Annotated in this window: 15 protein-coding genes; 3 read left to right on the forward strand and 12 right to left on the reverse strand. The window is 67.2% G+C overall.

Annotation, left to right across the window (positions count from 1 at the left end; all coding sequences use genetic code 11):
• Positions 1-16: 16 nt before the first annotated feature.
• Positions 17-769, forward strand: a complete 753-nt coding sequence (locus tag NGK62_RS12030; protein ID WP_251878459.1) for an SDR family NAD(P)-dependent oxidoreductase — start codon at positions 17-19, stop codon at positions 767-769.
• A 72-nt stretch (positions 770-841) separates the two neighbouring features.
• On the opposite strand, the gene NGK62_RS12035 is transcribed toward NGK62_RS12030, so the two are convergent.
• From NGK62_RS12035 to NGK62_RS12085, 11 genes are all read right to left on the reverse strand, one after another.
• The gene (locus tag NGK62_RS12035) at positions 842-1,735 is read right to left on the reverse strand and encodes a hypothetical protein (protein ID WP_251878461.1); all 894 of its coding nucleotides are present in this window, start codon (positions 1,733-1,735) and stop codon (positions 842-844) included.
• 295 nt (positions 1,736-2,030) lie between these two features.
• Positions 2,031-4,457, reverse strand: a complete 2,427-nt coding sequence (locus tag NGK62_RS12040) for a TonB-dependent siderophore receptor (protein ID WP_251878463.1) — start codon at positions 4,455-4,457, stop codon at positions 2,031-2,033.
• A gap of 100 nt (positions 4,458-4,557) precedes the next feature.
• On the reverse strand, positions 4,558-5,574 hold the full coding sequence (locus NGK62_RS12045) for a FecR family protein (RefSeq protein ID WP_251878465.1): 1,017 nt from the start codon (positions 5,572-5,574) through the stop codon (positions 4,558-4,560).
• Entirely contained in the window at positions 5,571-6,116 is a 546-nt protein-coding gene (locus tag NGK62_RS12050; RefSeq protein ID WP_251878467.1) for an RNA polymerase sigma factor, read from the reverse strand. The genes NGK62_RS12045 and NGK62_RS12050 overlap by 4 nt, the downstream gene beginning before the upstream one ends.
• A 129-nt stretch (positions 6,117-6,245) precedes the next feature.
• On the reverse strand, positions 6,246-7,466 hold the full coding sequence (locus NGK62_RS12055; RefSeq protein ID WP_251878469.1) for an MFS transporter: 1,221 nt from the start codon (positions 7,464-7,466) through the stop codon (positions 6,246-6,248).
• Between the two features lie 107 nt (positions 7,467-7,573).
• Complete coding sequence (locus NGK62_RS12060) at positions 7,574-7,993, reverse strand: VOC family protein (RefSeq protein WP_118934050.1); 420 nt, start codon at positions 7,991-7,993, stop codon at positions 7,574-7,576.
• Positions 7,994-8,077: 84 nt separating this feature from the next.
• Positions 8,078-10,102, reverse strand: a complete 2,025-nt coding sequence (locus NGK62_RS12065; RefSeq protein ID WP_251878471.1) for an acetyl/propionyl/methylcrotonyl-CoA carboxylase subunit alpha — start codon at positions 10,100-10,102, stop codon at positions 8,078-8,080.
• A 56-nt stretch (positions 10,103-10,158) separates the two neighbouring features.
• Positions 10,159-11,766, reverse strand: coding sequence for a carboxyl transferase domain-containing protein (locus tag NGK62_RS12070; protein ID WP_059376622.1), 1,608 nt, complete (start codon positions 11,764-11,766; stop codon positions 10,159-10,161).
• A 225-nt stretch (positions 11,767-11,991) separates the two neighbouring features.
• Complete coding sequence (locus NGK62_RS12075; RefSeq protein WP_059376625.1) at positions 11,992-13,173, reverse strand: acetyl-CoA C-acetyltransferase; 1,182 nt, start codon at positions 13,171-13,173, stop codon at positions 11,992-11,994.
• Between the two features lie 35 nt (positions 13,174-13,208).
• Positions 13,209-15,065, reverse strand: a complete 1,857-nt coding sequence (aceK, locus tag NGK62_RS12080) for a bifunctional isocitrate dehydrogenase kinase/phosphatase (protein ID WP_251878473.1) — start codon at positions 15,063-15,065, stop codon at positions 13,209-13,211.
• Positions 15,066-15,076: 11 nt separating this feature from the next.
• Complete coding sequence (locus NGK62_RS12085) at positions 15,077-16,255, reverse strand: isovaleryl-CoA dehydrogenase (RefSeq protein WP_059376629.1); 1,179 nt, start codon at positions 16,253-16,255, stop codon at positions 15,077-15,079.
• Between the two features lie 246 nt (positions 16,256-16,501).
• Here NGK62_RS12085 and NGK62_RS12090 point away from each other — a divergent pair, with 246 nt between their 5' ends.
• Together NGK62_RS12090 and NGK62_RS12095 are read left to right on the forward strand one after the other, a co-directional pair.
• Complete coding sequence (locus NGK62_RS12090) at positions 16,502-17,677, forward strand: M20 aminoacylase family protein (RefSeq protein WP_118934069.1); 1,176 nt, start codon at positions 16,502-16,504, stop codon at positions 17,675-17,677.
• Between the two features lie 58 nt (positions 17,678-17,735).
• The gene (locus NGK62_RS12095) at positions 17,736-18,707 is read left to right on the forward strand and encodes a Bug family tripartite tricarboxylate transporter substrate binding protein (RefSeq protein ID WP_059376634.1); all 972 of its coding nucleotides are present in this window, start codon (positions 17,736-17,738) and stop codon (positions 18,705-18,707) included.
• Between the two features lie 112 nt (positions 18,708-18,819).
• On the opposite strand, the gene NGK62_RS12100 is transcribed toward NGK62_RS12095, so the two are convergent.
• Positions 18,820-19,152 (reverse strand): YnfA family protein, encoded by a 333-nt coding sequence (locus tag NGK62_RS12100; protein ID WP_118934054.1) that lies wholly within the window; start codon positions 19,150-19,152, stop codon positions 18,820-18,822.
• Positions 19,153-19,159: the final 7 nt, after the last annotated feature.

Here is a 19,159-nt window from a genome sequence, read left to right on the forward strand (position 1 = left end):
AGCAAGAGATTCATCGATGTCCAATCTGCAATCCACGCGTCCCGTCGCCCTGGTCACGGGTTCTACCTCCGGCATAGGCGAGGCCATTGCCCGCCGCCTGTCGCGGGACGGCTATGCGGTGGTCGTGCATTCACGCCGTTCCGCCGAAGCCGGCCATGCCCTGGCGCGCGAGCTGGGCGACGCTATCTACGTGCAGGCGGATCTGGCGGACGATGCCGACCGGGTCCGATTGGTTCGGGAAGCCGTCGCGGCATGGGGGCGGCTGGACGTGCTGGTCAACAACGCCGGAATCAGCCACGTCATTCCCCATGCGGACCTGGCCGCGGCCACGCCGGACATCTGGCATGCATTGCATGAGGTCAACGTGGTGGCGCCGTTTCGCCTGGTGGCCGAGGCGCAGGCCGCGTTGCAAGCGGCGGCGGCGCATGGCCGGCCTGCTTGCGTGGTCAACGTGAGTTCGCACGCGGGCGTGCGGCCCAAAGGCGCGTCCATTCCTTATGCGGCAACCAAGGCGGCGCTCAATCATGTGACGCGCTTGCTCGCGCTTTCGCTGGCGCCGCATATCAGGGTGAATGCGGTTGCGCCGGGTCTGGTGGATACGCCGATGACGGCCGATTGGACGCAGGCTCAGGCATTGTGGCGCGACAAGGCGCCGATGCGCCGGGCGGCCAGTCCGGAGGATATCGCGCAGGCGGTCGCCATGCTGGCCGCGTCGGACTATCTGACCGGCGAGATCCTGCTTTCCGATGGTGGTTTGAATCTTACGTAGCAGCACAAGCCGCGCGGGCATCGCAGCCGTTGGCAAGCCGGCTTGCGTGCCCTGCCGCCATCGACGCTGGCCTTACTTCTGCGCGTACTTCTTGCTGGCCGTGTCGTAGGCGTAGATGACGGCATCGCCCGCGCCCAGCTGGCGGGTCTTGTCCGGTCCGGAGATTTCCGTGCCGCTGCGCTTGACGGTCACGCGCGGCATGTCGCTGCCGCCGTGCGCCGAGAAGACCAGTTCGCCCGAGCTGGCCACGCAGGGCATGACGTCGCCTTCGGCGCAGGCCGCGCTGTTGTCTTCGCCGGTGTTGATGCTGCCCACGTAGGTCCAGCCCGCGCCTTCGTCCGGACCCGCCGGGTTGAAGACCAGCAGCGCGTAGCCGCTGAAGCTGATGCCGTTGTCAAAGCCTTCGGTGGGTACGGCCAGCAGCAGCTTGCCGGAGGGCGTGCGGTATTCCACCGGCTTGCGGCGGGTGTCCACGTCTTCCGGCTTTTCATAGGCGCCGAACTCGCCGACCGAGTGCTTCATGCCGCGGAATTGCCAGGGGCGGTCGGGCGTGGAGCCGGTTTGCGTGAACGTGGCTTCGGCCAGGTTGACCTGGACGCCGGGGCCGACTTCGTCCTCGCCGGGCTTGCCGTAGCGTTCGCGGGTGTCCCAGGTGAAGCCGGTGTAGTAGCGCGTGCCGCCCAGTTCGAAGGCGTGGCCGAACCAGAAGGTGGCGATGCTGCCGTTGGCGACTTCGTAGGAGTCGGCGCCCTTGCCGTCGATCTGGTAGATGGAATACATCACCGTAGCCACATCGGGCGGCGCGATGGCGGCGGCCAGGGCGGTGGGCGGTAGCGTGGCGGCGCTGGCGGATTCGGCGGCGGTTGCGGCGGGGCTGAACAGCGCGGCCAGGGTGGACGTCAGCAGGCCGGCCATGGCGGTGCGGAGCAAACGGCTACGGGGGCGGGTTTTCTGAATGGTTTTCATGTGTCGGACATCTTCTTGTCGGCCTCAGGCGGGAAAGCCTTGTGATCGCCTGTCTCTGTCTGTGCGGCGCCATCCTAATCGCCCGTCGCAATCCGCGTCGGACAACAATTTGCCAATTGTGTCGGACTGCAATGCATGGAGCGCCTGTGGCTAGTCTGCCACGGAATCGGCGTTTTGCTCGGGGATTGGAGGATGGGTGTGGCGCAAGAAAGACGTGGCGGACAGAACTGTCCTGCAACGCGCGAAACCCATCGCCCGTTGCAGCACGGGGATGGGTTTCGCGCGGCGCGTTCTCTCAGTACGTCGCCCGCAGATTCAGCATCACGCTGCGCGGCTCGCCGTAGTAGTTCGATCCATACGCCGCCCACACGCGCTGGTAATAGACCTTGTCGAACAGGTTGTTCACCGTCAGCGTGCCTTCCAGGTGCTTGTTGAAGCGGTAGCCGGCTTGCGCGGAGACGGTGGTGTACGGGCGCTGCTCGAACTTCACCGGACCGTTCAGGCGGTACATGCTGCTGACGCTGCGCGCGCCCGCGCCCAGCGACAGGCCCTCCAGCGTACCGGTGGCGAAGGTGTACTTGGTCCACAGGTTGAAGGTGTGGCGCGGCGTGATGAAGGCGTATTGCTGCGACTTCTGCTCTTCCGTGCCCTTCAGGGTCTTGGTGGTGGTGTAGGCGTAGCCGGCGGTGATGTCCCAGCCCGGCGCGGGGCTGCCGCTGATTTCCGCCTCGAAGCCCTGGCTGCGCATCTTGCCCGCGGCCATGGAGAACAGCGGATTGTCCGGGTCCGTCATCGAGCGATTCTCGTCTTCCATGCGGAACAGCGCGGCGTGGCCGTTCAGGCGCTTGTCCAGGAATTCGCCCTTCAGGCCGATCTCGAATTGCTTGCCGGTGCGCGGGTCCAGCAGCTGGCCATTGACGTCGGTGACGGTCTGCGGCGTGAAGATGCTGGTGTAGCTGGCGTAGGCCGACAACTGTTCGTTCAGGTCCACCACCAAGCCCAGATAGGGCGTGAACTTGCCGTTGATCTTGTCGCTGGTGTTGGTGAACTGGTTGAAGTAGGCGTTGCGGTTCTGGGTGCGGTTTTCCCACCAGGTGTAGCGGCCGCCGGCGATGAGGGTGGCCGCGTCGGTCACACGCAGATTGGTGCGTGCATACAGGCCGTACTGGTCGGTCTTGCTGTCGTTGCCGTTGGTGTACTGGTAGTCCGGCTTGGGGATGTTGTTGTTGGGGTGGTAGAGGTTGGTGTCGGCGTTGTCGCCGCCGCCGTAGCGGAAGTTCTTGTGGACGTTGCGGTAGTCGGCGCCCACGGTCAGCTCGTGCTGGCGGCCGAAGGCTTCGAAGGGCGTGGCCACGAAGGCGTCCAGGCCGTAGGTCTTCCAGTGGCTGCGGTACTTCCAGCTGATGAGGCAGGTGTCGCCGGTGACCGGGTCCACCGCGCAGTCGGACCAGCCGAATTCGCGGCTGGGCTCGTCCTGTTCGCGGTAGATGCCGCTCACCTTGATGCGGCCGCCGTTGGCCAGGCGGTGGTCCACGTCCGCGAAGTACTCGGTGACTTCCTCGGTGATGTGGTTCCAGCTGGGGTCCAGGTTGGTGGAGCGGCGCACGTCCAGCAAGCGGCCGTCGGTGTAGCCGGGCAGGCCGAAGAACGGGCGGCCCTTGTATTGCTGGTACGTGGCGCCGGCGGTCAGGACGGTGTCGGGCGTCAGGTCGAAGCTCAGGGTGCCGTAGAACAGCGGCTTCTCGGTGTACACGCCGTCGACGAAGGATTTGCGGTCGTCATAGGACGCCACCAGGCGGCCGCGCAGGCGCCCATCGCTGTCCAAGGGACCGGTGATGTCGGCCTCGGTGTAATAGCGGTCCCACGATCCCGTCATGACCTGGCCGCTGAAGGCGAATTCCTTCTGCGCGCGCTTGCGCACCAGGTTCACCGTGCCGCCGGGATCGCCCGCGCCCTGGTACAGGCCCGAAGGTCCGCGCAGCACTTCGATGTGATCGTAGATGGCCAGACCGAAGCCCGAGGACAGGTCGTTGCCGGTGCTGGCCGGCGTGTTCACGCCGTCGACCTGGATCGTGTCCAGCGCATAGCCGCGCGAGTAGAAGTTGCCATGGTTGCCGCCGATGCTGCCCGCTTCCACCGTGATGCCGGTGACGGTGCGCATGGCATCGTCCAGCGTGGTCAGGTTCTGGTCGTCCAGCAGCTGGCGCGTCACCACCGAGACCGATTGCGGGATCTCGCGCAGGCTTTGCGCATTCTTGCCGATGGTGACGGCAGGCGCCGTGTAGGACCCGGTGCCTTCGGTGACAGTGAGGTCGCGGCCGGTGACCGTCACGGGCGCCAACGTGGTGGCATCGGCGGACGATGCGTCGGCCGGCCGCCGCACCACGAAACCGGAGCCGCTCTGCACGGCCACCAGACCGCTGCGCGCCAGCAGGCGATTCAACGCGGCCTGCGGCGTCATGGAGCCGGATACGGCGGGGGCGCTCAGGCCGGCCACCACGTCGGGGCTGAACAGCACCTGCAGCTGCGCCTGCCGGCCCAGCGCCACCAGTGCGTCGGCCAGGCTGCCGGCGGGCAGGTCGAAGGTTTGCGCGGCGGCGCTCTGTGCATGAGCCGCGGACGGCGCCAGCGCCTGGACCGCCAGCGCGGCAGTCATGGACAGCGCGCACAGCAGCGCGTAACGGCCGGCGCTCAGCCGACGATGAAAATGGCGTTGCGCCATGGACTTTCCCCAGTCTGGAAGTGGATCTTCAACTGGGGAAGACGCGCCAACCGTCAAAACCCGAACCTGTCTAATTAAAAATAATTCTTAATTCTTGTCTTCAGCGGCTGCCGATCACCGCGACGCCATCCGGCCGCCGGCTTACCGTCACCGGCAGCAGGCCGGGCAGCATGTCCAGGACCGCGTCGGGCTGGCGCAGATCCAGCGTGCCGGACAGGCGCAACCCCCGGGCGCGCTCGTCGGCAAAGCGCAGCGGCGTGTCGCGGTACAGGGCCAGATAGCCGGCCAGCTGCTGCAAGGTGGTGTCGTGCAGCACCGCCACGCCGCCCTGCCAGGCGCCGATCTCGCTGGCGGGCACTTGCTGGCGGCGCAACAGGCGCGCGTCGGCGCGCGACAGCAGCACCGTGTCGCCGGCCTTCAGCGTCTGCGCGGCGGGGGCGTTGGCGCCCTTGGCGTCGAGCCTGACTTTGCCGCTGCGCACCCCGACCTGCAGCACGTCCGGCAGCAGCAGCACGTTGAACTCGGTGCCGATGTCGCGCAGTTCGGCAGCGCCCGCGGCCACGATCAGCGGCCGGCGGTCGGGCGCGGCGTCGATGTAGACCTCGCCGCCGTCGACGCGGATGTGGCGCTCGGCCAGCGTGTAGCGCACGCTCACGCGCGTGCCGACGTTGGCATGCAGGCGGGTGCCGTCAGGCAGGTCCAGGCTGCGGGTCTGGGTGGATGCGTTGGCGACAGTCTCGTAGCTGATGGGCACGTAGTGGTAGGCGGCAGCCGCCATCAGCAGCGTTGCGGCCAGCGCGCCGCCCCAGCGCAGGAAGGCCGGGCGGCGGGCCGGTGCCGACCACGCGCGGGGCCGGGACTGCGGCCGGCTGCGCGGAGGGATCTGAGCGCGGCTGGCGGGTTGCGAATGTGCGCGCGTGGAGTCCGGACGCGGTAGCGCCGCCATGTCCTCCCATACCAGCTCAAGCCGCTCGTACTCTCGCCGGTGCTCGGCCGAAGCTTGCAACCAGGACTGGAAGGCCTGTTCGGCGCCGGCATCGGACGCGCGCTCCCGGCGGCGCATGAACCATGCGCTCGCGGCCTCTTCGACAGCGGACAAAGGTAGGGATCGGGTCATGGCGTTTCGCCGTGGACACGGCGCTTGCAGTGCGCCAGCGCCAGTTGCAGATGCTTTTCGACCGCGCGCACAGAGATTCCCATGTGGTCGGCGATGTCCTCGCAACGCAGCTCATCATACCGATAAAGCAGAAAGGCCTCGCGCTGGCGCGGCGGCATCTCGTCGATGGCGGCCTGCAGCAATCGCAGGCGTTGGCTGGCGTCGGCGCGCGCCTCGGGCTGCTGGCCGGCGGGGGCGGCCAGGCCCACGGCCGTGGGTTCGAAGCCCTGGTCGTCCAGGCTGGCCACCACGTGCTCGTCGCGCACGCTCTCGCGGCGCCAGTGGTCGCGCAGCAGGTTGCGCGCGATCTCGTACAGATAGGCGCGCGGCTTCTCCGGCGGCGTGGCGCCGTCATGCGCCGCCAACCACTTGGCGAAGGTCTCCTGCGCCAGGTCCTGGGCAGCCTCGGGCGAACGCTTGAGCTGGCGGTTCAGGAAACCGACCAGCTCCGCGTTCCACGCCTTGTACGCCTCGGCGATCACGCCGAAGAACCGCTCCCCCATGATGCCCCTGTCGATGTCCGGCGCCGGGTTCTGTGACCTGGGCGCGTAGGCATGGCTTGATCAAATGATAATGATTCTTATTGTATCAAGATTATCAGGCACTGCCAGGAGGAGCCGCGCCTTATCGCTTCAGGGCGTGTGCAAGCTCCTGAGCTTCCTCAACTCGGGAAACCACCGCATCCACAACCCCGCCACGGCAATCGTGCCGACCCCGCCGATCACCACCGCGGGCACCGCGCCGAAGGCCGCGGCCATGACGCCGGACTCGAATTCGCCCAGCTGATTTGAGGCGCCGATGAATAGCGTGTTCACCGCGCTCACTCGTCCCAGCATATGGTCGGGCGTGTTCAGCTGCACCAGCGACGAGCGCACCACCACGCTGACCGCGTCCGCCGCGCCCAGCACCACCAGCGCGCCGATGGACAGCGGGATCGAGGTCGACAGGCCAAATACCGTGGTCGCCAGCCCGAACACGATCAACGCGCCGAACAGCAGCCGGCCGACGTGTTCGCCCAGGCTCAGGCGGGCCAGCGTCAAGGACATGAGCGCGGCGCCGCAAGCGGGAGCGGCGCGCAGCGCGCCCAGCGCCCAGGGGCCCGCGTTCAGGATGTCCTTGGCAAAGATCGGCAGTAGCGCCGTGGCGCCGCCCAGCAGCACGGCGAACAGGTCCAGCGACAAGGTGCCCAGCAGCAGGCGGCGCTGGAAGATGAAGGTGATGCCGGCGAACAGCGTGCGCCAGGTGGTCGGTTCTTTGCGCGGCGGGGCGCGTTCGATGACCAGCGTGGCGATGGAGGCGAAGGCGGACAGGTACAGGGCCGCCGCCACGCAATAGATCCACCCTGCTCCCAGCCCGTAGCCGACGCCGCCCAGCGCAGGACCCGCGATCTGCGCGATCTGTCCGCCGGACGAGGCCAGCGCGGTCGCGCGCGGCAGCCATTCGCGCGGCACCACCGCCGGGATCAGCGTGGCCAGGGTCGGCGCTTCAAAGGCGCGCGCCGAACTCATGATGATGATGGTGGCGTAGATCAGCGTTTTGCCGCCCACGCCGTGCAGGGCCGCGATCGCCAGCACCAGCGTGGCCAGCGCCTCCAGCGCCATGCATACCGCCACGATCTTGCGGCGGTCGTAGCGGTCGGCTACGTGGCCCACCACCAGGGCCAGCGTCGCCATGGGCAGGAATTGCGCCAGGCCGATCAGGCCCAGGTCCAGGGCGCTGCCGCTCAATGCATAGATCTGCCAGCCCACCGCGACGGAGACGATCTGGAAGGCGAGCGACGCGCCGATGCGCGCAAACAGGTAATGCAGGAAGGCGGGACGTTGAAGCGGACTGGGGGAATCGGGGGCGGGCATCAGGGATTGCGCTTTGGGCGCGCGACGGGCGCCGGACCCCGCATTCTAGGGAGAAGTCGCTGACGGGAAACTAAGAGCGGCTCATGTGCCCCCGGCCGTGCCTGCCGTTATGCCTTCGGCCAATACGTCCCGAAGCTCCACAGGTTGCCCTCCGGATCGCGGCAGGCGAACTCACGGCTGCCGTAGGCGGTGTCGTAGGGCGGGGTTTCGATGGTGGCGCCGGACGCCTGGACCTGCGCGTGCAGGGCGTCGGGATCATCCACCGCCAAATACAGCGCGTCGGTGCGGCGTCCTTGCAGGTCGCCTACCAGCTTGCCATGGGCGTCGTCGCGGTCAGGACCCAGCATCAAAAGGGAGCTGCCATAAGCCAGTTCCGCATGTTGCACCGCGCCGTCGTCGCGATAGACGGCGTGTTCGGTGAAACCCAGTACGCCAGTAAGCCAGCGCAGCATGGCGTCCGCATCGCGGCAACGCAGGGTTGGGAACAGCCGGGGCGCCGCGGATTCGGAGGGCATAGCACTCATCATGGGTACTCCTGTGAAAATGCAGGAGCGCCCATGATGCACCCGCGGGCGGCGGGGAGGATGACGATTTTGTTACTGCGCGCCTGGCTACTCGCCGATGGCGACCAGCTCGGCGCCTTCCGTTACCTGATCGCCCACGCCGTAGAACACTTCCGAGACCTTGCCGTCGGCGGGCGCGGAAATGGTGTGCTCCATCTTCATGGCTTCCATCACCAGCAGCGGCTGGCCCTTTTCCACGGTGTCGCCGGCCTTGACCGAGATCGAGATGATCTTGCCGGGCATGGGGGCCGTGAGGCCGCCGCCGTGTTCGCCCTGGGTGTCCTGCGAATGCGCCAGCGGATCGTACAGGTCCAGCACGTGCACGCCGGCTTCGCCGAAGACGTGGGCCTTTTCGGCGTGCAGCACGACGGTGCCGGCGCTTTCATGGCCGTCCAGCGTGATGCGCAGGCCGTAGGCCAGATTGGGGTTGGCGCTGGCGTGGGCGCGCCACAGGAAGGCCTGCGGGCCTGCGCCGCTGTCCAGGGTCCAGACGCCGCCCTGGCGGGCGACGGTGACGTGGCGGGTCTCGCCGTTGTCCACCCATTGCAGTTGGCGTTGGTAGCGGCCGCCCAGGCGCCAGCCGTCGCGCGCGTCCCAGGGGTCGGCGGGCTGCTTGCCACCCGTAGCCTGCGGCTGCGCCAGGCCTTGGCGCACCAGCACTGCGGCGCAGGCCAGGGCCAGCGTGGCGGGATTGGCCGCCTGGGGTTCGGGCAGCAGCGTGGCGCGCTGGCGTTCGATCAGGCCGGTGTCCAGGTCCGCCGCGGCGAAGGCGCTGTCCTGCATCAGGCGCGACAGGAAGGCCACGTTGGTCTGCACGCCCACGGCCTGCGTCTGGGCCAGGGCCTGCAGCATGCGGGCGCGGGCCTGATCGCGGTCGGCGCCGTGCACGATCAGCTTGGCGATCATGGGGTCGTAGAACGGCGTGATGGTGTCGCCCATGCGCACGCCGCCGTCGACCCGGATGTCGCCGTTGGCGAATGCGGTGTGCGCCGGCAGGCCCAGGTAGGCCAGCGTGCCGATGGACGGCAGGAAGCCCTTCTCGGGGTTCTCGGCGTAGATGCGGGCCTCGATGGCGTGGCCCTGGATGCGCAGGTCTTCCTGGCGCGCCGGCAGCGGCTGGCCGGCGGCCACGCGCAGTTGCCATTCGACCAGGTCGTGGCCCGTGATCATTTCGGTGACCGGGTGCTCGACCTGCAGGCGCGTGTTCATTTCCATGAAGTAGAACCGGCCGTCGGGTTCTGCGATGAACTCCACCGTGCCTGCGCCCACGTAGCCCACGGCGCGCGCGGCGGCCACGGCGGCCTCGCCCATGGCGCGGCGGCGCTCTTCGGTCATGCCGGGCGCGGGGGCCTCTTCGATCACCTTCTGGTGGCGGCGCTGTACCGAGCAATCGCGTTCGAACAGGTAGACGCAGTTGCCGTGCGTGTCCGCGAATACCTGGATTTCGATGTGGCGCGGCTTCTGCAGATAGCGTTCGATCAGCACGCGGTCGTCGCCGAAGCTGGAGGCGGCCTCGCGCTGGCATGAGGCCAGCGCATCGAGGAACGCGCCGGACGATTCGACCACGCGCATGCCCTTGCCGCCGCCGCCGGCGCTGGCCTTGATCAGCACGGGGTAGCCGATGGCGTCGGCCTGGGTCTTGAGGAATTGCGGGTCCTGGTTGTCGCCGTGGTAGCCGGGCACCAGCGGCACGCCGGCTTTTTCCATCAGCGATTTGGCGGCGGACTTGCTGCCCATGGCGGCGATGGCGGAGGCCGGCGGCCCGACGAAGGCGATGCCGGCCTTCTCGGCGGCCTCGGCGAAGGCTTCGTTCTCAGACAGGAAACCGTAGCCGGGGTGGATGGCGCCCGCGCCGGTATCGCGCGCGGCTTGCAGGATGGCGTCGGCGCGCAGGTAGCTGGCGCGCGGCTCGGAGCCGCCGATGTACACGGCCTGGTCGCAGGCGGCGACGTGGCGGGCGTTGGCGTCGGCGTCGGAATACACCGCGACGGTGCGGATGCCCATGCGGCGGGCGGTGGCGGCCACGCGGCAGGCGATTTCACCGCGGTTGGCAATCAGCAAAGTGTCGAACATGGATGTCATCCAGGCTGAAATTATTCTTGGGCTGCAATGGGGACGGCCAAGCCGCCCTACATGCGGAACACGCCGAACTTGGTGTCCTCGATGGGCGCGTTCAAGGCCGCCGACAAGGCCAGCCCCAGCACGCGCCGCGTGTCGGCCGGCGCGATGATGCCGTCGTCCCACAGCCGCGCGGTGGCGTAATAGGGATGGCCTTCGCGTTCGTACTGTTCGCGGATCGGCGCCTTGAAGGCGGTTTCCTCATCGGCCGACCACTGGCCGCCGCGGGCCTCGATGCCGTCGCGCTTGACCGTGGCCAAGACGCTTGCGGCCTGTTCGCCGCCCATGACCGAGATGCGGGCGTTGGGCCACATGAACAGCATGCGCGGCGAATAGGCGCGGCCGCACATGCCGTAGTTGCCGGCGCCGAACGAGCCGCCGATCAGCACGGTGAACTTGGGCACGTTGGCGGTGGCCACGGCCGTCACCATCTTGGCGCCGTGGCGGGCGATGCCTTCGTTTTCGTATTTGCGTCCGACCATGAAGCCGGTGATGTTCTGCAGGAACACCAGCGGGATCTTGCGCTGTGCGCACAGTTCGATGAAGTGCGCGCCCTTCTGCGCGGACTCCGAGAACAGGATGCCGTTGTTGGCCACGATGCCGACGGGCATGCCGTGGATGTGGGCGAAGCCGGTGACCAGCGTGGGGCCGAAGCGCGCCTTGAACTCGTCGAACTCGGAGCCGTCCACGATGCGCGCGATGACTTCGCGCACGTCGTAGGGCTTGCGGGTGTCGGCCGGGATGATGCCGTTGAGTTCGTTCGGATCGTAGCGCGGCTCGCGCACCGGGATGGTGGCCAGCGGCTGCGGCTTCTTGCGGTTCAGGCGCGCGACGGCGTTGCGCGCCAGTTGCAGCGCGTGCATGTCGTTGGCGGCCAGGTGGTCGACCACGCCGGACAGGCGCGTGTGCACGTCGCCGCCGCCCAGGTCCTCGGCGCTGACTTCCTCGCCGGTGGCGGCCTTCACCAGCGGCGGACCGCCCAGGAAGATGGTGCCCTGGTTCTTGACGATGATGGACTCGTCGCTCATGGCGGGCACGTAGGCGCCGCCGGCGGTGCAGGAGCCCATCACCACGGCGATCTGCGAAATGCCCTGCGAGGACATCTGCGCCTGGTTGTAGAAGATGCGGCCAAAATGTTCGCGGTCGGGGAAGACCTCGTCTTGCTGCGGCAGGTTGGCGCCGCCCGAATCCACCAGGTAGACGCAGGGCAGATGGTTCTGCGCGGCGATTTCCTGCGCGCGCAGGTGCTTCTTGACCGTCATCGGGTAGTAGGTGCCGCCCTTGACCGTGGCGTCGTTGCAGACGATCACGCATTCGGTGCCGGCCACGCGGCCGATGCCGGTGATGACGCCGGCGCCGGGGGCTTCGCCGCCGTACATGCCGTGCGCCGCCATCGGCGACAGTTCCAGGAATGGCGTGCCCGGATCGATCAGGTGTTCAACGCGGTCGCGCGGCAGCAGCTTGCCGCGCGCCACGTGCTTGGCGCGCGCGGCTTCGCTGCCGCCCAGCGCGGTATGGGCCAGTTGCTGGTCCAGATCGTCCAGCTGCGCCTGCATGGCCTGCGCATTGTCGGTGTAGTCCTGCGACCGCGGATTGATGCGGGATTCGATGATGGGCATGGGGTTCCACCCGTCCTGCTTGTTGGAAATTTGAAGGCGCTCGTGGAGCGGTTTGTCTCGCTGCCCGGTGGGCCGGGCATTCTTGTCGGTCAGGGGTGCCGAAGAGGGATTTCGTTGCGCCTTTCCTGCATGGCGCGCGACCGACCCGTCGCGCTATGACGCCATGCAAGAAAGGCGCAGCGGAATCCATCGAAAGCCGGGAGGCCGAAGCCCCCCGGCGTTGCGTCAGATCATTTCAATCGCCATGGCAACGGCTTCGCCGCCGCCGATGCACAGCGTGGCCACGCCGCGCTTGCCGCCGGTCTTGCGCAGCGCGCCGACCAGGGTGGCCATCAGGCGGGCGCCGGACGCGCCGATCGGGTGGCCCAGGGCGGTGGCGCCGCCGTGGACGTTGACCTTGTCATGCGGCAGCTTGAAGTCGGCCATGGCGGCCATGGTGACCACCGCGAAGGCTTCGTTGATTTCGTAGAGGTCCACGTCCTCGGCCTTCCAGCCGGTCTTGGCGAACAGGTTCTTCAGCGCGCCCACGGGGGCGGTGGTGAACCAGTTCGGCTCTTGCGAGTGCTGGCTGTGGGCGACGATGCGGGCCAGCGGCTTCACGCCGAGCTTCTCGGCGGTGGAGGCGCGCATCAGCACCATGGCGGCGGCGCCGTCGGAGATCGACGAGGAGTTGGCGGCGGTGACGGTGCCGTCCTTCTTGAAGGCGGGCTTGAGGGTGGGGATCTTTTCCGGCATGGCCTTGGTGGGGGCTTCGTCGGTGTCGATCACGGTGTCGCCCTTGCGGCCGGCCACGGTCACGGGGGCGATTTCCCACTTGAAGCTGCCGTCTTCCGACGCGGCGCGGGCGCGGCGCAGCGATTCCAGCGAGAACGCGTCCTGCTGTTCGCGCGTGAAGGAATACTTGGCGGCGCAATCTTCGGCGAACACGCCCATGGCCTTGCCCTTGTCGTAGGCGTCTTCCAGGCCGTCCAGCGCCATGTGGTCATACACGGTGTTGTGGCCGTAGCGGTAGCCCTGGCGGCCCTTGAGCAGCAGGTAGGGCGCGTTGCTCATGCTTTCCTGGCCGCCAGCGACGACGATGTTGGCGCTGCCCGCGGCCAGCAGGTCATGGCCGAACATGGCGGCCTTCAGGCCCGAGCCGCAGACCTTGTGGATGGTGGTGCAAGCCACGCCCAGCGGCAGGCCGGCGCCCAGTGCTGCCTGGCGCGCCGGGGCCTGGCCCTGGCCGGCCTGCAGCACGTTGCCCATGATGACTTCTTCGACTTGCTCGGGCTTGATGCCGGCGCGTTCGACGGCGGCCTTGATGGCGATCGAGCCCAGCTCGTGCGCGGCCAGGCCGGACAAGGCGCCCAGCATGCCGCCCATGGGCGTGCGGGCGACGGAAACGATGACGATGGGATCTGACATGGCTAGCTCCTGTGAGGGTCGGGACAGCTCTGGGGTTACGAGGCCGCGGGTTCGCCCGTAGGGCGTTCCGGACGCAGGCGTCTGTCCGTATCGTAAGGGAAAAATTCTTCAATCCGGCCCTGCGCCACATGGGCGCGGCAGGCCTGCCACCACTCCGGTTCCAGCAGGTCGGAATGGTGACGCATGAAGGCGCCGCGCACGCGCGGGTCGCCTAGCAGAAAGCGTCCGAATTCTTCGGGGAAGACATCATTCGGACCGATGGCATACCAGGGTTCGGACGCCAGCTCCGCCTCTTCGTTGGGGGCGGGCGGAATGCGCCGGAAATTCATTTCGGTCATGCGCTGGATTTCGTCGTAATCGTAGAAAACGACCCGGCCCAGGCGCGTGACGCCGAAGTTCTTGTAGAGCATGTCCCCGGGGAAGATATTGGCCGCCGCCAGCTGGCGGATGGCGTCCCCGTATTCGCGCACGGCTGGGTCCAGCAGCGCGTCCGACGCCTGGCGCAGATAAATGTTCAGCGGGGTCATGCGCCGTTCGATGTAGACATGGCGGATGACCACCGTGTCGCCGGTTTCCTCTATCAGGCTGGGCACCAGGCGGCGCAACTCTTCCAGCAGCGCCGGCGCGAAACGGGCGCGCGGCAGCGCCACCTGTGAATATTCCCAGGTGTCGGCCATGCGGCCGACGCGGTCGTGCAGCTTCACCATCTGGTATTTGCGGCGCACGGTGGCATGGTCCATGCCGTCCTTGTCGATGCGGTCCTTGATGAGCTTGAACACGTAGGGATAGGACGGCAGCGTAAACACGCACATCACCATGCCCTTGATGCCGGGGGCGATGTCGAAAGCGTCGCGCGAATGGGCCAGATGGTGCAGGAAGTCGCGGTAGAACAGCGTCTTGCCCTGCTTCTGCAGGCCGATCATGGTGTAGAGCTCGGCCTTGGGCTTGCGCGGCAGCAGGCTGGACAGGAAGTTCACCACCGCGGCCGGCGTTTCCATGTCCACCAGGAAATAGGCGCGCGTGAAGCTGAACAGCGTGCTCAGGTCGTCGGCGCCCAGGAGCAGCGCGTCCAGCACGACCTGGCCCGCCGGGTTGCGCATCAGCGCCACCGCGAAGGGATACACCGTGCCCTGGTTGATCAGACGGCCGACGATGTAGGCGCCCTTGTTGCGGAAGAACAGCGAGCCCAGCGCGTGGATCTGGCAATCGCTGGCGATGCGCCGGCCGACGTGGCGCGGCAGGATCGCGCGCAGCTGCTTGACCGCGGCGCGCGCCAGCAGCCGGGTGTCGCGCGGCAGGTCTTCGAAGGGCAGCGCCAGGCCGAAATCCGCCACCATGCGGATCAGGCTTTTTTCCAGCCCGTCGGTGGCGGGGTAATACACGCGGTACGACGGGATGCTGCTGTCCAGGTAGTCGGTGGCGATGGCCGGGCGGACGAACAGGAAGGCGTTGTGGAAGTAGTCGCGATGCAGGATGCGGCAGGACACCGAGTTGAAGAACGTCTCGGCGCATTCGGGCTGGCGGTGGTCGCCCAGCAGACCCACGAATTCCTGCTTGATCTGTTGCCAGAACGCGGTCTGCGCATCGCTCAGGGCGGGCGCCGCGCTGCCGTTGGCGCCGACCGCGCCTTCGGGGCGGCCGCGCAGCACGCCTTCCAGTTGGGCGGCGCATTCGCGCACCCGCATGTCGTAGTACTCGATGCGCTCGCGCGACAGGCGCTGGATGCCGTGCCAGTCGCCGGATTCGAACAGCGCCTTGGCGCGCTGGGCGCTGTAGCGAAACAGCGCGTAGTGGCGGTCGAAGCCCGCCAGGATCAGCCGCGCGACGTCCAGCGGCGATGGGCCCGGAGCGGGCGCCTGCTCGATGTGCTGGACGTCGGACATGCGGATCATGGCGGCGTGGCTCAGGCGGTTTCGTTGAACAGTTCGCGGCCGATCAGCATGCGGCGGATTTCGCTGGTGCCGGCGCCGATTTCGTACAGCTTGGCGTCGCGCCACAGGCGGCCCACCGGGTACTCGTTGATGTAGCCGTTGCCGCCCAGAATCTGCACGCCCTCGCCCGCCATCCAGGTGGCCTTTTCGGCGGTGTAGAGGATCAGCGCGGCGCAGTCCTTGCGCACCTGGCGCACGTGCTCGGCGCCCAGGCGGTCCAGGTTCTTGCCGACCTGGTAGCAGAAGGCGCGGCTGGCTTGCAGCGTGGTGTACAAGTCCGCGACCTTGCCCTGGATCAGCTGGAATTCGCCGATGGCCTGGCCGAACTGCTTGCGGTCATGGATATAGGGGACGACCACGTCCATCACGGCCTGCATGATGCCTACCGGGCCGCCGGACAGCACGGCGCGTTCGTAGTCCAGGCCGCTCATCAGCACCTTGACGCCGCCGTTGACCTGGCCCAGCACGTTTTCTTCGGGGATTTCGCAGTCCTGGAACACCAGTTCGCCGGTGTGGCTGCCGCGCATGCCCAGCTTGTCCAGCTTCTGCGCCACGGAAAAGCCCTTGAAGCCCTTTTCCACCAGGAAGGCGGTGATGCCGCGTTGGTGAGCTTCGGGGTCGGTCTTGGCGTAGACCACCAGGGTGTCGGCGTCGGGGCCGTTGGTGATCCACATTTTGGTGCCGTTCAGTACGTAGCGGTCGCCCTTTTTGTCGGCGCGCAGCTTCATGCTGACCACATCGGAACCCGCGCCCGGCTCGCTCATGGCCAGGGCGCCCACGTGTTCGCCCGAAATCAGCTTGGGCAGGTATTTGGCTTTCTGGGCGGGGGTGCCGTTGCGGTTGATCTGGTTCACGCACAGGTTGGAGTGCGCGCCGTAGGACAGACCGATGGAGGCGCTGGCGCGGGAGATTTCCTCCATCACGACCATGTGGGCCAGATAGCCCATTTTTGCACCGCCGTATTCCTCGTCGGCCGTCATGCCCAGCACGCCGAGGTCGCCGAATTTGCGCCAGAGATCCATGGGGAACTGGTCGCTGCGGTCGACTTCTGCGGCGCGCGGCGCGATCTCGGCCAGTGCGAAATTGCGCACCGCGTCGCGCAGCATGTCCAGATCTTCGCCCAGGTCGAAGTTCAGGCCGGGAAGGTTCATCGCTGTCTCCGTGATAGTAGGTACTTACTATTTTGTGGGCGCCCGTGTCCGGCGCCAGCTTGCCGCGCGTGGCTCATGATGCGCCGATCGGCCATCGCTGCGCAATGATGCACCGCAAATATTACGTTTACGTAAACGTAAATTGGAGTCGGGTTATCCCTAGGTAATTCCGGCCTGCCCAGGGAGTTGCGCTGAGTAAGATGCCAGCCGATCCTTGAATCCTGAATCATTGCGATGGAGTCTGCCGTGCTCGAACTATCCAACCTGGACGAAATTGTGGCGCTGCGGCGCGACATCCACATGCATCCGGAGCTCTGCTACGAAGAGCACCGCACGGCCAAGGTGGTGGCGGACACGCTGCGCGGCTGGGGCATCGAGGTTCACACCGGCATCGCCAAGACCGGGGTGGTCGGCGTGATCAAGCGCGGCACGTCGGATCGCGCCATCATGTTGCGCGCCGACATGGACGCCCTGCCCATGCAGGAAGAGAACCAGTTCGAGCACCGCTCGCGCCACGACGGCAAGATGCACGGCTGCGGCCATGACGGCCACACCGCCATGCTGCTGGCTGCCGCGCGCCACCTGCAGGCCGAAGGCGGCTTCGACGGCACCGTGTACCTGTGCTTCCAGCCGGCCGAGGAAGGCGGCGCGGGCGGCCGCGCCATGATCCAGGACGGTCTGTTCGAACGTTTTCCCTGCGAAGCCGTGTTCGGCCTGCACAACTGGCCGGGGCTGCCCGCCGGATCCATCGGCGTCTGCTCCGGCCCGATGATGGCGGCCGCCAACGGCTTCAAGATCACCGTGCGCGGCAAGGGCGGCCACGCGGCCGCGCCGCAAGACTGCAGCGATCCGGTGCCCGCGCTGTTCGCCATCGGCCAGTCGCTGCAGACCATTCTCACGCGCAGCAAGCGCCCGCTGGATGCGGCCGTGCTGTCGATCACGCAGGTGCAGGCCGGCGGCAGCGTCATTAACGTCATTCCGAATAGCGCCTGGCTGGGTGGCTCGGTGCGGGCCTACAGCACGGACGTGGTCGATCTGATCGAACGCCGCATGAACGAGATTGCAGGCAACATCGCCGCCGCGCACGGCTGCGAAGCCGACGTATTCTTCGAGCGCCGCTACCCGGCGCTGGTGAACACCGTCGCCGAAACCGAGTTCTGCATGGAAGTCATGCGCGAGGTCGTGGGCGAGGACAAGGCAATGGTGATCGAACCGGCCATGGCCTCGGAGGACTTCGCCTTTCTGCTGCAGGAAAAACCCGGCTGCTACGTGTTCCTGGGCAACGGCGACGGCGAGCACCGCATGGCAGGCCACGGCCTGGGTCCCTGCATGCTGCACAACGCCAGCTACGACTTCAACGATTCCCTGATTCCGGCTGGCGCGTCGTACTGGGTACGCCTGGCGCAACGCTATCTGGCCTGATGTGCTTCACGCTTTTCGTTTTATCTGACGCAGTGCCACGCAACATTACCAGGACGATATGAAAAAGAAGACATTGCTGATCAAGGCCGCGGGGGCGGCCTTGGCGATCATGGCCAGCGGCGCGATGGCGCAGAACTGGCCGGCCAAGCCGGTGACGCTGGTCGTGCCCTACACCGCGGGCGGCAGCGCCGACGCGATCGGACGCCGCCTGGGCGACGTCCTGCGCAAGGAAAGCAACATAACCGTCATCGTCGAGAACAAGCCGGGCGCGGGCGCGTCCGTCGGCACCGACTTCGTGGCGCGCGCGCAGCCGGACGGCACCACCTTGCTGCTGGCCTCCACCAGCCCGCTGACGATCTTCCCGCATCTGGCCAAGACCAACTACGACCCGATGAAGGACCTGACGCCGGTGGCCAGCGTGGCGGTCGCGCCCGTCGCCATCGTCGCCACCAAGGCGCTGCCGGTGAAGGACTTCGCCGGCCTGATCGACTACGCCAAGTCGCATCCCGACGGCGTGCGCTACGGCACGCCGGGCCAGGGCACCGTGGCCCACATCGGCATGTCGGCCGTCACGGCGCAGACCGGCACCAAGATGCTGCACGTGCCTTACCGCGGCAACAGCCAGGCGTTGACCGACGGCCTGGGCGGCGTGGTCGAGTTGCTGGTGGTCAATAGCGACGTGGTGCTGCCGCACGTCGCCAGCGGCGCGCTCAAGCCGCTGGCCGTGATGGCGCCCGAGCGCCTGGCCGCCTGGCCGGACGTGCCCACCATGGCGGAACTGAAGATGCCGCAGGCGCAGTACTACTCGAACTTCGGCGTGTTTGCGCCGGCCAAGCTGCCGGCGACGGTCGCCCAGCCCTTGCAGGCGGCTTTGGCCAAGGCAGTCGCCAGCGCTGAATTCCAGGATCTGCTGGCCAAGTCGTACTTGCAGCCAGGCACCGCCACGGGCGAGGCCTTCGCCAAGCAGGTGCAGGCGGAATTCGCGAACAATGCGCGGGTCATCAAGGAAGGCAACATCAAGGCTGAGTAAGCCTTGCCCCAACAAAAAGCGCGCGACCCTGTGGGTACGCGCGCTTTTTTTTCGGCCTGTCCCAAGACAGCGGGCGCCCAGTGGGGTCTTTCTTGTGGAGGTTTGTCGCAGCCTACGCGCTGCGCGGCCCGAACATGATCACCAGCATGCCCGCCAGGCACAGGCCCACGCCCAGCCAGTCGCTCATGCTGGGACGCACGCCGTCCACGGCCCACAGCCATAGCAGCGCCATGCCGATATAGATGCCGCCATACGCCGCGTACACGCGGCCCGAGGCCGTGGGGTGCAGCGTGAGCAGCCAGGCGAACAGCGCCAGGCTGGCCGCGGCAGGCGCCAGCAGCCAGATCGAATGGCCCTTGCGCAGCCACAGGTAAGGCAGATAGCAGCCGATGATCTCGGCCAGCGCCGTCAGGACGAACAGCGCGAGGGTTTGCAGGGCGGCCATGCGTGCG

It is taken from the genome of Achromobacter sp. Marseille-Q4954, assembly GCF_943737025.1.
Classification (GTDB): Bacteria; Pseudomonadota; Gammaproteobacteria; order Burkholderiales; family Burkholderiaceae_B; genus Achromobacter; species Achromobacter bronchisepticus_A.